Raw genomic sequence first — 13658 nt, 5'->3', positions numbered from 1 at the left:
TTTTGACGCGTTTTCTTCACGCGAACCGGTATCCACCCCGGATCAAGTCCGGGGCAGGCTTTCGCTTGAAAACGCTCTAAACCCAATTGTCCCGGGTCGGCCTGACCGCGGGAAACATCATCCCTGACAGCAACACCCGCATCGTGCGCAGCGAATCCTGCCGGCCGTCCCAGGCGATTCGGGGCAGTGCGTGCAGGTTGGTGAATCCCCTGGCCTCAACGACGCCTGGGATCGTCGATACCGCGCTGGCGAAACCTGCCTCTTGCGCCATGATGACGTGCTCGCGGCGCCAGGATTGCTGGTCGCCGAACGGATAGGCGAAATGCCTTACGGGCTTGCGCAAGGCGGTCTCCGCAACCGCCTTGCCCATCGTCATTTCGCGCTGCGCGTCCGTCCCTTTCAGGTTGGACAGTGGGTGATAGTTCACCGTTGCGCTGCCGATCGTCACCAGCGGATCGGTGGCGAGCTTGGCCAGATCGTCCCAATCCATCGAGGCCGCGCGCGACAGCGCCGCGAGATCGACGGAGTAGCGCGTGCAGAGGTCGTGGATCGCGAACGAAAGATCCGGCGGCGGCAGCGTCCGCATCCAGTTCGATAGAAATTCGAACGTGTCATGCTTCTCGGACGTGCTGCCCGTTGCGAAACGCCGCTCCTTGCGGTCAATCACCAGGCTGATGCGATCCTCGCGCGCGATCATCTCTTCCAGCGCAAGCCACCAGGCTTCGCCGAGCCCATCCGGAAACGCGGTGGGCAGGTAGACGGTGAAGGACACGCCGTGCTTCGACAATACCGGATAGGCCTGCGTGATGACATCCTTACAGCCGCCGTCGAAGGTCAGGCAGGCAAACCGATTGGCCCTTGGCAGCGTGACCGCCCGCCGGCACATCTCGTCCATCGTGACCAGGTCGAAGTTCCAGCGCTTCAGCCCCTGGATCGTCCTGTCGAGAAATTGCGGCGTGATTTCACGCCACCGATTGGGCTGAAACGGCCGGGAATCCCGCGGACGCACGCGCTCGAACCGCAAAATGACGCCGGCGCCACCGCGCTGCCGCTGCTTCAGCCTGAAATAGCCGCTGAAATAGGCGAGCTCCATCCAGGCCCGCCGCAAAATTCCGAAATCCGACGCCAAACGTACCGCCCTCACCATGCGGTCGCGCTGCCCCCGCCGCGCCACATCGTATTACCCTTTGTTGACATTTCCCTGCGAAGGTCGGCCAAAGCCGAAATTGTAAACAAATTCATATAACACGGGCTCTGCGATGACCATGGCTGCCGCGATCGAAGGCCGGACGGCGGATGCAGATGGGTGGTCGAAGGCGAGCCGCATCGCCGGCATCGACATCGTTCGCGACCTCGCTGCGGCGGAAGGCGTCTGGCGCAACCTGGAAGGTGCGCAAACCTTCTTCACGCCCTATCAGCGATTCGACTTCCTCAGCCCCTGGCAGCGGCAGGTCGGCGCGCGCGAAGGCCTCGTTCCCTTCATCGTGATTGCCTTCGACGCGGAACGCCGTCCGCTGGCGCTGCTTCCGCTCGCGCTCAGGCACGCTTTTGGCGCGCGCTGCGCCAGTTTCATGGGCGGCAAGCATTCCACTTTCAACATGGCGCTGTTCGACCGCGATTTCGCCGCAAGCGCAACGCAAGCCGATCTCGAAGACCTCATATTAGCGATATCGCGGCGGTCGGAAGCCGACGTCCTCGCGCTGCACCAGCAACCGGTTCGCTGGCGCGATCTGCCCAATCCGTTCGCCTCGCTGCCGCATCAACCTTCGGCCAATGATTGCCCGCTGTTGGCGATCGAGCCGGGCGCAGCGCCCGCCGCGCTGATCAGCAACTCGTTCCGGCGCCGCCTCAAGGGCAAGGAACGCAAGCTGCAGTCCCTGCCCGGTTATCGCAGTTATGTTGCGTCGTCAGCCGCCGAGATCACCCGGCTGCTCGACTGGTTTTTCCGCGTCAAGCCGCTGCGGATGGCGGAACAGAAGCTGCCGAATGTGTTCGCCGATCCCGGCATCGAGGAATTCGTCCGCAGCGCCTGCACCGCGCCGCTCGCCGGCGGCAGGCATGCCATCGACATCCACGCGCTGGAATGCGACGAGGAAGTGATTGCGATTTTTGCCGGCGTCGCGGACGGGCATCGGTTCTCGATGATGTTCAACACCTACACAATGTCGGCGAATTCAAAGTACAGCCCCGGCCTGATCCTGATGCGCGACATCATCGACCACTATGCCGCACAGGGATACCGCGCGCTCGACCTCGGAATCGGGTCGGACGACTACAAGCGGCTGTTCTGCAAGAGCGACGAGCTGATCTTCGACAGCTTCATCCCGCTCAGCCAGCGCGGCAAGCTCGCGGCCAGCGTCATGTCCGGCCTCAATCGCACCAAGCGGCTGGTGAAGCACAATCCGGCGCTGCTGGAGATGGCGCAAAAGCTGCGCAGCGCGTTTGGCTAGGCTCCTCCGTCATTGCGAGCCACCCGGTCGGCGCAAAGCGCCGCCGGATGACAGGCTCCGCGAAGCAATCCATCTTTCCGCGCGGGGATAGATGGATTGCTTCGTCGCTACGCTCCTCGCAATGACGCCGGCAGGACCGTAGGGTGGGCAAAGCGAAGCGTGCCCACCATTTCTATCTGTGATCTCGGAGAGATGGTGGGCACGGCGCTAGCGCGCCTTTGCCCACCCTACAAGATCGTTCAAGCCGCCACCACGCGCGGGCCGGATTCGACGGCGTCCGACGACTCGCAGGGTTTGCTCAGCATCGTCACCTCAAAGAAGCCGACCGCCCTGAGCTGTTCGCACATCAGCACGCGCGCATCCTGCGCCATCGACGCTTCTGGCACCACGACCGCACGCGCCTGCGACGTCAGCAATTCGGCCGGCAGATCGGACGCCGTGCCAGCATCCAGCAGCACATGATCGTAGACCCGCAGCAACGCGTCAATCGCAAGCGTCAGCCGCGGTGACTGAAGCTGCGCACGGTCGAAGCCGGGGCGTCCCGCGCTGACGAGATGAACCCGCGACAGCCGGTCCTTGGTGATGATCTGCGCAAACGAGGCTTCGCCCTGCATCAGTTCGGCAAGCCCCGGCGCCACCGGATCGACCGACGCCGCCGTCATCGTCGGCGAGGACGCCACGAGATCGACGACCACGATCTTTGCCTGCTGCGCCATCAGCCGCGCCAACGTCAGTGCGGTCAGCGTGATGCTCTCGCTCGATGCCGTGCCGAGCACGGTGACCTTGCGCGCTGCGGCGCCTGCGCCAACCAGATCATCAGACAGTTGCTCGATCTCGCTGTCCCCTGCAATAGCATCCATGCCCGGGGCGTCAGCATGCGGCTCAATCAAGGTTGGCTCTGCAACGTGATCCGCTTCAGCGAGGTTCGCCACAGGAAGCTCGGGTGCGATCGCCGGCGCACGCACCGGTTCCGGCGCAGACGCCAAGACGATTTCGGGTGCAATTTCGGGTGCGATTTCACGCATAACTTCCGGCGAAACCGTACCGAGTGTCCGAGGCGCGGTCATGCGCAAGAGCTCACCTGTCGCGATCGCGCCCGAAGTGAGCAGCAGGGTCGCCAGCGTCGCGATCAAGACGATCGGCAGCTTCTTCGGATAGGTCGGGGTGTTGGAGACGGTGGCACGGGAGATGATGCGGCCATCGGCCGGCGCCGCCTCGATATTCTCGCGGGTGTTCGCCTCGCGGTATTTGGCGAGATAGGATTCCAAGAGGTCCCGCTGGGCCTTGGCCTCGCGCTCGAGAGCGCGGAGCTGCACGTCCTGGCCGTTGGTCGAAGAAGCCTGCTTCTTCAACTGATCGAGGCTCGCCGTCAGGCCTTCGACCCGGCCGCTGGCGATGCGGGCGTCGTTCTCCAGCGAGCGGGACACCTTGCCCGCTTCCTCGCGCGACTGCCGATCGAGATCGGCAAGCTGGGCCTTCAATTCCTTGATGCGGGGATGACCGCCGAGCAGCGTCGAGGATTGCTCGGCGAGCTGCGCACGGAGCGTCACGCGCTGCTCGGATAGCCGGCGCACCAGTTCGGAATTGAGCACCTCGGAAGCCTCGATCGGCTTGCCGCTCTGAAGCATCTCCTTGATCAGCCGCGCCTTGGATTCCGCATCCGACTTCAGCGCGCGGGCGTTGTTCAACTGCGTGTTGATCTCGCCCATCTGCTGGTTGGACAGCGTGGTGTTGTTGGTGCCCACGAACAGGCTCGACCTGGAGCGGAAATCCTCGACCCGCGATTCGGCGTCAGCCACGCGCTTGCGCAAGTGTTCTATTTCGCCTGAGAGCCACTGGCTGGCAGACTTCGCTTGCTGCTGCCGCGCGTCCTGCTGCAGCACCAGATAGCCTTCCGCGATCGAGTTGGCGACACGCGCGGCGAGTTCGGAATCACGCGACTGGAATTCAACGACGATCACGCGCGACTTGTCGACCGCATAGGCCGTGAAACGCTCATAATAGGCCTCCAGCACGCGCTCTTCCGGCGTCAACGAAAACGGATCGCGCCCGATGCCGACCAGTGCCAGCAGCGACTTCAGCGGCGAGATCCCCTGCAGCACCGGATCGAATTCGGGAAGCTCGGCAAGCTTGTTCTTTTTGATGATCTCGCGGGCCAGATCGCGCGATTGCACCAACTGCACCTGGCTGGTGACAGCCTCGGCGTCGAGCGCACTGCGCTCCTCGTTGCGCTCGCCGTTCGGCCGGAGGAAAACGTTCTCGCGCCCGTCAACGAGGATGCGCGCTTCCGACTTGTAACGCGGCGTGATCATGTTGACCGCGGCCAGCGACAGCACCAGCGCCAGCAATGTCGGAACGATGATCCAGCTCCGCCTGCGCATCAATGCCTGACCAAGCGCATGCAGATCGAGATCGCCAGAATCGGATGCGGCGACGGGCTTCGGCGCCGAAGCCACAGGCCTAGCCGTCGCCTGCTGCACCACCGGCTTGTCCTTGCCTGCACGCCAGAACGCCAAACGCATCCCACACTCCCGTGGACGCAACTATCGGTCCACTCGACAGGGCCGATTACACTTCATTATGGTTGCCGCTGGGTTAATTTGCCTTGTCTGCGCGCCCGAGCAACGCCTCGCGCGCGCAGTCATTTTTTGTTAACCATCAAAGCCCTTAATCGCTGGATACTTTTCCAGGATACCTGTAATGCGCGGCGTGCTCGCCCCTATTCCATATCTGATTGCTGCGCTGACGCTTGCGGGCTGCCTGGCCCGGACCACGCAGGTTCCGGTCGCATCTGAAGGCGGTGTCGATGCCTGTCGTTGACGGTCAGCCGCTTCGGATTCTGCACGCGACGCGCGCGCCGGTCGGCGGCATTTTCCGCCACATCCTCGATCTCGCCAACGGCCAGGTCGACCGCGGCCATCACGTCGGCATCATTGCCGATAGCCTCACCGGCGGCGAACGCGCCGAGCAGGCGCTGGCGGAAATCGCCCCGCGCCTCAAGCTCGGCGTTCACCGCACCGCCATTCGCCGCGAGCCGCTTCCGAGCGATCTTCTGGTGTGGGCCCGGTTCCAGCGCATGATCCGCCAATTGAAGCCGGACGTGCTGCACGGTCACGGCGCCAAGGCCGGCGCCTTCATGCGCATAAGGACCGCTTCCCGCCACAGGATCAGGGTCTACACCCCGCATGGCGGCTCGCTGCACTATCCGCTGTCGACGCTGAAGGGCAACATCTATGCCCGTGTCGAACGCGCGCTGATGAACGATACCGACCTGTTCCTGTTCGAAAGCGCGTTTGCTCGCAACACCTACCAGCGCACCATCGGCACGCCGAAGGGGCTGGTGCGATGCGTGTTCAACGGCGTCACCGCCAGCGAATTCGATCCCGTCGTCAAGGCGGAGGACGCCACCGACCTGATCTATGTCGGCGAGTTTCGGCACATCAAGGGCGCCGACCTTCTGATCGATGCGGTAGCGCGGCTACGCGCCGACGGCCGTCCGGTGACGCTGACGCTCGCAGGCGACGGCGAGGAAAGCGAAGGCCTCAAAGCCCAGGTCGCGCGGCTCGGCCTCGGTGAGGCCGTGCGCTTCATCGGCCACGTCAAGGCGCGTTACGGCTTCTCCAAGGGCTCGCTGCTGGTGGTTCCCTCCCGCGGAGACTCAATGCCCTATGTCGTGATCGAGGCGGCGGCCGCCGGCATTCCGATGGTCGCCGCCAATGTCGGCGGCATCCCCGAAATTTTCGGCCCGCATGGCGATGCCTTGTTCGCGCCGAGCAACGCGGCCGCCATGGCCGATGCCATCAAAGCCGCGCTGGAGGATCCGGCCGCGACGAAGGAGCGGGCCAAATCGCTGCGCGAACGAATCTTCCAGCATTTTTCGCAGAAGGCGATGGTCGAGGGCGTTGTTGCCGGCTACCGCGAGGCGTTTGCCAATCGTTAACCGAAAATTACCGACGTAACTGTTTCTTCCGATTTGTCCCGTAAGTCCGTGGTGTGGGGAATTCCGCACCGGCGGGCACGTTGCTGTGTGCCCGCTCTAGAACGGACGTGGACCAGTGGAACCGATTAACGCACGCTCGATGCTCGATGCCGCGGCGACCGCCAGCGCCGATCGTCCGCAGATCGAACGGCGCCGCAGGCTGTCTCCGGCAGCGCTCGCCGTCACCAATCAGAAAGTTGGCCGCGCCTATTCGCCGATCGTGATCGCAGGCGTGGTTCGCGTGATCGATTTCGCGATGTTGAGCGCGATCGGCATTGCGCTCTATTTTGGTTACGTCGTGCCTCTCAGCGGCTTTTCCTGGGAATTTCTCGCGGCGATCTTCGGCGTGGCGGCAACGGCCGTGATCTGCTTCCAGGCCGCCGATATCTACCAGGTGCAGTTATTCCGCGGCCATCTTCGCCAGATGACGCGGATGATTTCATCCTGGGCATTCGTATTCCTGCTGTTCATCGGCGCATCCTTCATCGTGAAGCTCGGCAGCGAGATTTCGCGGCTGTGGCTTACGGCGTTTTTCGTGAGCGGCGTCGCGGCGCTGGTCACGCAGCGCCTGTTCCTGCGCTCGCTGGTGCGCGGCTGGGCCCGTCAGGGCCGGCTCGATCGCCGCACCATCATCGTGGGCGCCGACCAGAACGGCGAGGAACTCGTCCAAGCGCTCGAAACGCAGGACGATTCCGACATCCATGTGCTCGGCGTGTTCGACGACCGCAACGACGACCGCGCGATGGACACCTGCGCCGGCAGTCCCAAGCTCGGCAAGGTCGACGACATCGTCGAGTTTGCGCGCCGCACCCGCATCGACCTCGTGCTGTTCGCGCTGCCGATTTCGGCCGAGACGCGCATTCTCGATATGTTGAAGAAGCTGTGGGTGCTTCCGGTCGATATCCGCCTTTCGGCCCATACCAACAAGCTGCGCTTCCGTCCCCGCTCCTATTCCTATCTCGGCGAGGTGCCTACCCTCGACGTGTTCGAGGCGCCGATCACCGACTGGGACCTGGTGATGAAGTGGCTGTTCGACCACGTCGTCGGCTTCGCAATCCTGCTGCTGGCGCTGCCGGTGATGGGTCTGGTCGCGATTGCAGTGAAGCTCGACAGCCCCGGGCCGATACTGTTCCGCCAGAAGCGGTTCGGCTTCAACAACAAGCGCATCGACGTCTTCAAGTTTCGCTCGATGTACCACCATCAGGCTGATCCGAACGCCTCCAAGGTCGTGACCAAGAATGACCCGCGCGTCACCCGCGTCGGGCGCTTCATCCGCAAGACCAGCCTCGACGAACTGCCGCAGCTCTTTAACGTCGTGTTCAAGAGCAACTTGTCGCTGGTCGGGCCGCGCCCGCACGCCGTGCAAGGCAAGTTGCAGAGCCGCCTGTTCGACGAGGCCGTCGACGGCTATTTCGCGCGCCACCGCGTCAAGCCCGGCATCACCGGCTGGGCGCAGATCAACGGCTGGCGCGGCGAAGTCGACACCGACGAGAAGATCCAGAAGCGCGTCGAGTTCGACCTGTACTACATCGAGAACTGGTCGGTGCTGTTCGATCTCTACATCCTGCTCAAGACGCCGATCGCACTGATGACCAAGAGCGAGAACGCGTATTGAAGGATCGCCAGCCGTCATTGCGAGCGCAGCGACTTGTCCGCCGTAGCTCAACGCGCGAAAGGCGGAAGCAACCCGTGGCGCGGCGCTGGGATAGATGGATTGCTTCGCTTTGCTCGCAATGACGGTTCTATTGAGTTGCGTGAGTATGTAATGGCGTATGCGGCGACAGCCGGGGAATCACTCCCATCGATAACGGCCGCGCCCGGCGTGCTCGCGCTGCAGCGCGCGCTGGTATGGCTGGTGGGCGCGTCCATCGCCATCGTCTTCATCGAGCCGAGCCCCTATGAGCTGGCGACGCTTGCCGCCTCGGTGATCTTCTTCGCCACGGGCGCACGGATGCGGCTGGCGTTCATGCCGCTGCTGTTGCTCTTGTTCCTGCTCAACCTCGGCTACAGCATCAGTGCGGCCCCCGTCATGGATCGGCCAAATGTGCCGAGCTGGATTGCGACCTCCTGGTATATGGCGATCACGGTCATCTTCTTCGCGATGGTGATCTCCGAGGATACCGCGGCGCGGCTCGACATGCTCCGGCGCGGCCTCATCGTCGGCGCGATGATTGCGGCGCTCGCGGGCATCGCGGGTTACTTCAATCTCGTCCCCGGCGGGCGCGACCTGCTGACGCTGTATGACCGCGCCCGCGGCACCTTCAAAGACCCGAACGTGCTCGGCGCGTTTCTGATCCTGCCCGCGCTGTTCGCGCTGCAAAGCGTCGTCTCCGACAAGTTCGGCAAGTCGCTCCGCAGCGCCATCGCGTTCGGCGTGATATCGCTAGCAATCCTGCTTTCGTTCTCCCGCGCCGCGTGGGGTCAACTGATCGTTACATCCGCCTTCACGCTGGCATTGATGGTGCTGACCAGCCGCTCGCAGTCGCAGCGCTCGCGCATCATCGTGATGGCGCTCGTTACCGTCGTGCTGGCGGCCGCGCTGGTTGCGGTGCTTCTGTCGTTCGATTCGATTGCGCAGCTATTCAAGGAGCGCGCCAGCCTGGACCAGAGCTACGACGAAGGCCGCTTCGGCCGGTTCGGCCGGCACATCCTCGGCGCAGAAATGGCGCTGGGCCTGCCATTCGGCATCGGCCCGCTACAGTTCACTCGCTACTTCCCGGAAGACACCCACAATTCGTACCTGAACGCGTTCATGTCGGGCGGTTGGCTCTCCGGCGTCTGCTATCCGGCGCTGGTCTTCGTCACAGTCCTGACGGGCTTCCGCTATGTCTTCGTCCGCGCGCCCTGGCAACCGGCCTATCTGGCAATCTTCGCAGCCTTCCTCGGCACGGTCGGCGAGAGCTTCATCATCGATACCGACCATTGGCGGCACTTCTGGATGATGCTGGGAACGATGTGGGGCATGTTCGTCGCCGCCGAACGCTGGAAGGCGGGTGCCGATCCGGCGCGGGCGGAGCGATTGTGACCCGTCGCAGCGTAGGGTGGGCAAAGGCGCGTTGCGCCGTGCCCACCATCTACCCGCCCGCACATTGACGGTGGGCACGCTGCGCTTTGCCCACCCTACGATCTGCGGCTATTTCTCAACTTCAAACGTCAGCCCCGCGTGATCAACCAGCCGCTTGATCAGCTTGTGCTGCATCGCTGCGCCCGGTGTCCAGAAGCCGGCTGGCACGTCAGGCGTATCGCGCAACAAGCAGATTGCGCATTCGGAGATCATCTTCCCCGTCGCGCCGTAGGGATCGCAGTCGCCTTTCACGGACGTGCGCACCTGCCGTCCATCAGGCGTGGTCGCGACATAGAGCAAATCGTAACGGCCATTTTCGCGCTCTTCCTTCGACGGCCCGTCGCCCGGCTTGAGTGCCTTGGGGCCGGTCTTTTCGTTGTTCGCAGCCATTACAAGCTTCGCGTTCGCTTCTCCCTGATCGCCGGGACCGGTCAATACCATCTCGTCGTAGACGAACTCGCGGCCGTACGGGAATCCCATAAGCATATTGGAGCGATGAACGTTGCGCGTGTTGATCAAGGCCATTGTAAAAGGCGCGGCCCAGGATTGAAGATCTTCTTCGTAAACCGGCTTGTTACCGCGCGGCTGTCGCACGCCGCTAAATCCCGGTGTGAGCGCAAAGGGATCGTTCAGGATGGAGACGAGGCTGAGATCCCTGGCGACAGCACCGAACGTCGCCTTGGCGCTTGCGGCAGTACCGCCAGAGAGCGTGCCGCGCATATCGCGCACCCGACCTTTGACGCGAGAGGCGGGCACGCCTAACACGCGCTTGGCCTCCGTCTGGACGAAGAACGCGCCAAGTTCAAACGGTAGCGAGTCGAAGCCACATGAGAACATGATCCGCGCCCCGCTCGCTTTCGCCTGCGCCTCGTGCGCGTCGATCATTTGCCGCATCCAGATCGGCTCGCCGCAGTAGTCGAGATAATCGGTGCCGGTTGCAGCGCAGATGGCAACTAGATCGCTTCCGTACAACTGATATGGGCCAACACCCGCAATCACCGACTTCGTCTGCTCCACCATCGCTTTCAGCGATGCCACATCGCTTGAATCGGCCACGATCAACGGCGTGTCCTTGGGCGCGCCGATCGCGTCACGGACGGAAGCCAGCTTGTCCTTGCTGCGGCCGGCCATCGCCCATTTGAGGCTGCCGTCACCCTTGTAATGCTCGGCGAGATATTCGGCGACGAGCTGGCCGGTGAAGCCGGTGGCGCCATAGACGACGATGTCGAATTTCGACGAAGACATAGCTGGGCTTTCCTACAGATACGAATTTGGCCCCTTTTGTCATTGCGAGGGAAGCGAAGCAATCCAGAAATCGGGCCACGATGGAAGGCAGGATTGCTTCCGCCTTCGCTCCTTGAGCTACGGCGGACGCGGTCATCGCCTCGCGCCTCGCAATGACGGCTGGGCTATTTCTTCGGATAGGACACGCCCATCCCGGCGCGGACATCAGCTTGGATCCCATAGGGCGCGATCGGATAGCGCAAACCGTTCTTTGCGAGTTGCTTCATGCCTACGATGGCCTTGGCAAGATGCTCCGGCTTGAGCGCGATCAGCATCTCCTCATCAGGCACGCCGCCATAACGCCGTTCCGCAAAGCACGGCAGCGACAGAGAGGGCTCGCCGGTCTTCAGCGCCCTGCCCCAGGAATCCGCGCAGGCGGTCTCGCCGACCACGCCCCATTCGAATTTCTTGTAACCGGTATATTGCAGGCCGTTGATCAGAATGATCATCTGCCCGGGCGTGGCATAGACCAGACAGATATCCGGCGGATTGAGCCGCCCGCTGGTGAGCGGGCTCACTGCCATCGCCTGGTACTGGCCGAAGGGCACGACGTCGAGCGCTTCCTGGCGCTTGCGTGCGTCTTCGGCGGTGCCATGCCAGACGCCCACGTAGTTTTCCCCCGCGAGCCACTTCTCGTCCTGCGGCGCAAGCCCGATCACCGCTCGGCATTGCGCGCCGACCAAATCGTCGCCGGTGATGCCGACGGTCCAGCCGAGCCGCGAAGCCATGCTGACGATCTGATCGGTGGTATGCACCGCCGAGGGACGCCGGATTTTTGGAATCGCCGTCATCTCCTCGACGCTGGCAAACATCTTGATGCCGATCACAGTCGTCTTCAGCCGTAGCAGGCTGTTCAGGTCGGCCACCATGCCGGCCAAATCGAACGCTTCCGGCGTTTGCTGTTGCATGGCGTCAACTCCCAAATCGGCGCGCTTAGCCGGCGCCTGTCTTCGATTGTAGCCCGGCTGGCTGCCCGCTGCTACTTTGCCGGCCCCGGCAACAACTCGTCGATCTTGCCGGTGGCGCGGTAAGCGATTAGACCCGCCCATTCGCGCACTGCCACGTCGGTCCGTCCCAGTCCATCGATCGCGACATTGGTGAAGTCAAACACATCGTCACGTCCGCCGACCCGCCAGTCGACGGGATAAGGTTCGACCGCAAATCCCGCCTTCCGGAACAGGCCGATCGATCGCGGCATATGGAAGGCCGAAGTCACCAACAGCCAACGCTCGCCTTCCTTGGGCGCAAGCAAGGCTTTGGAGAATTCCGCGTTCTCCAGCGTGTTGCGGGAACCCCGTTCCATGGTCAGCCGCGACTTGTCGATGCCGAGGCTTTCGAAGATGGCGCCAGCGAAATCGGCTTCCCTGGCGTCGTTCGAAATCAGTTTCGCGCTGCCGCCGGAGAACACAATGCGCGCCTTCGGGTAGCGGTGCGCCAGCGCGGCAGCCGCGATCAGGCGATCCGGTGAGCTGCGCACCACCGGTGTGCCGTGCGCAGTGGAAAGATCGGCTTCGATCGACGCGCCGAGCACGATGATGCCATCAGGCGCACCGCGCGCCCCGTCCCATGGCGGAAAGCGCTGCTCCAGCGGATAGAGCAGCAGGTTCCCGAGCGGCGACAGTCCGCAGATGACGAGCAGCAGAACGGCTGCGATCACCAGTTTGCGGCCGAGCGATGCAAAGCGCGTGAACATCAGGATGGCACCGACGAAGCCTACGCCGATCAGCAGATTCGTCGGCAACAGCAGAAAGCCGAGCGTCTTGGAGAGGACAAAAAACAAGGGAAGCCTCACGGATAAGCAAACTCGTCATACGCGGGCTTGACCCGCGTATCCATCTTCTTCGCTAAATGCCAGCCCCATTTGAAAAATGATGGATTGCCGGACCAAGTCCGGCAATGACAAATTGAACATGACAATCCCGGCAAGAAAGCCTTCGCATGCCCCATCATCACCTGCATTCCAGCCCCGAAACCTGCCACTGGGGCTTCTTCGAAGCCAAGTTGAAGCCCGTCCTGACCATCGCTAGCGGCGACGAGGTCACGATCGACACCGTGACCGGCGGCCCGGACGTGGCGCCTGATTGCAGCAAGTTTCACGTACCTCCCGAGCTTGCCGATATTCACGCGCGAAGCGAGCGGATGCTGCCGGGCCATATTCTCACCGGCCCGGTCGCCGTGGAAGGGGCCGAGCCCGGCGACGTGCTGGAGGTCGAGATTCTCGACGTCCAGCTCCGGCAGGATTGGGGCTACAATCTGATCCGTCCGCTGGCGGGGACGCTACCCGACGATTTTCACGAAACGCGGATCCTGAACATTCCGCTCGACCGCGAGCGGATGGTGGGACGCATGCCGTGGGGGCTCGATCTGCCGCTCAAGCCGTTTTTCGGTGTGATGGGCGTGGCGCCGCCGGCAGCCTGGGGCCGCATCACCTCGCTGATTCCGCGCGCGATGGGCGGCAATCTCGACAACAAGGAGCTGGGCGCCGGTGCCAAGCTGTATCTGCCGGTGTTCGTGCCGGGCGCGCTGTTCTCCTGCGGCGATGGCCACGGCGTGCAGGGCGATGGCGAAGTCTGCGTCACCGCGATCGAGACCGCGCTGCAGGGCCGCTTCCGTCTGACGCTGCGCAAGGACCTGCGGCTCGCCTATCCCCGCGCGGAAACGCCTGACCACTACATGACAATGGCGATGGACCCCGATCTCGATCAATGCGTGGTGCGGGCGCTGCGCGACATGATCGTGCTGCTCGGCGAGAAGCGCAATCTGTCGCGCGAGGATGCCTACACGCTCTGCAGCCTCGCCGCCGATCTGCGCGTGACGCAAACGGTGAACGGCTCCAAGGGCATTCACTGCATGATCGCGAAGGCGGTCGTGCACGGCTGAT

At 63.1% G+C, this 13658-nt stretch carries 10 protein-coding genes; 5 read left to right on the top strand and 5 right to left on the bottom strand.

From position 1 onward, the window contains the following. Positions 1–76: 76 nt before the first annotated feature. Positions 77–1129: a polysaccharide deacetylase family protein gene (locus YUO_RS0101650; protein WP_028345729.1), complete on the bottom strand. Its 1053-nt coding sequence runs from the start codon at positions 1127–1129 to the stop codon at positions 77–79. Positions 1130–1259: 130 nt separating this feature from the next. On the opposite strand from YUO_RS0101650, the gene YUO_RS0101645 reads away from it, so the two are divergent. Continuing rightward, positions 1260–2450, top strand: coding sequence for a GNAT family N-acetyltransferase (locus tag YUO_RS0101645; RefSeq protein WP_028345728.1), 1191 nt, complete (start codon positions 1260–1262; stop codon positions 2448–2450). A 239-nt stretch (positions 2451–2689) separates the two neighbouring features. Here the strand turns inward: YUO_RS0101645 and YUO_RS0101640 are convergent, their stop codons facing one another. Then, positions 2690–4972 carry a GumC family protein gene (locus YUO_RS0101640; protein ID WP_028345727.1) on the bottom strand — a complete coding sequence of 761 codons (2283 nt, stop codon included), beginning with the start codon at positions 4970–4972 and terminating at the stop codon, positions 2690–2692. 284 nt (positions 4973–5256) lie between these two features. Here YUO_RS0101640 and YUO_RS0101635 point away from each other — a divergent pair, with 284 nt between their 5' ends. The 3 genes from YUO_RS0101635 (at position 5257) to YUO_RS0101625 (ending at position 9454) form a co-directional block, all read left to right on the top strand. Then, positions 5257–6390, top strand: a complete 1134-nt coding sequence (locus YUO_RS0101635) for a glycosyltransferase family 4 protein (RefSeq protein ID WP_028345726.1) — start codon at positions 5257–5259, stop codon at positions 6388–6390. 115 nt (positions 6391–6505) lie between these two features. Beyond that, positions 6506–8044, top strand: a complete 1539-nt coding sequence (locus YUO_RS0101630) for an undecaprenyl-phosphate glucose phosphotransferase (RefSeq protein ID WP_028345725.1) — start codon at positions 6506–6508, stop codon at positions 8042–8044. Positions 8045–8194: 150 nt separating this feature from the next. Then, positions 8195–9454 (top strand): O-antigen ligase family protein, encoded by a 1260-nt coding sequence (locus tag YUO_RS0101625; RefSeq protein ID WP_028345724.1) that lies wholly within the window; start codon positions 8195–8197, stop codon positions 9452–9454. A 108-nt stretch (positions 9455–9562) separates the two neighbouring features. On the opposite strand, the gene YUO_RS0101620 is transcribed toward YUO_RS0101625, so the two are convergent. From YUO_RS0101620 to YUO_RS0101610, 3 genes are all read right to left on the bottom strand, one after another. Then, positions 9563–10738, bottom strand: coding sequence for a saccharopine dehydrogenase family protein (locus YUO_RS0101620; protein ID WP_028345723.1), 1176 nt, complete (start codon positions 10736–10738; stop codon positions 9563–9565). A gap of 164 nt (positions 10739–10902) precedes the next feature. Beyond that, positions 10903–11685: a DUF169 domain-containing protein gene (locus YUO_RS0101615; protein WP_028345722.1), complete on the bottom strand. Its 783-nt coding sequence runs from the start codon at positions 11683–11685 to the stop codon at positions 10903–10905. Between the two features lie 71 nt (positions 11686–11756). Then, positions 11757–12557, bottom strand: a complete 801-nt coding sequence (locus YUO_RS0101610; protein WP_028345721.1) for a YdcF family protein — start codon at positions 12555–12557, stop codon at positions 11757–11759. Between the two features lie 158 nt (positions 12558–12715). Between YUO_RS0101610 and YUO_RS0101605 the strand changes: the two genes are divergently transcribed. Further along, entirely contained in the window at positions 12716–13657 is a 942-nt protein-coding gene (locus YUO_RS0101605) for an acetamidase/formamidase family protein (protein ID WP_028345720.1), read from the top strand. The last annotated feature ends 1 nt before the right edge of the window (position 13658 follow it).

The sequence above is a fragment of the Bradyrhizobium murdochi genome, from assembly GCF_000472965.1.
Lineage (GTDB): Bacteria > Pseudomonadota > Alphaproteobacteria > Rhizobiales > Xanthobacteraceae > Bradyrhizobium > Bradyrhizobium murdochi.
Note: the sequence above shows the minus strand (reverse complement) of the source record. Positions and strands in the feature narration are given on the sequence as shown.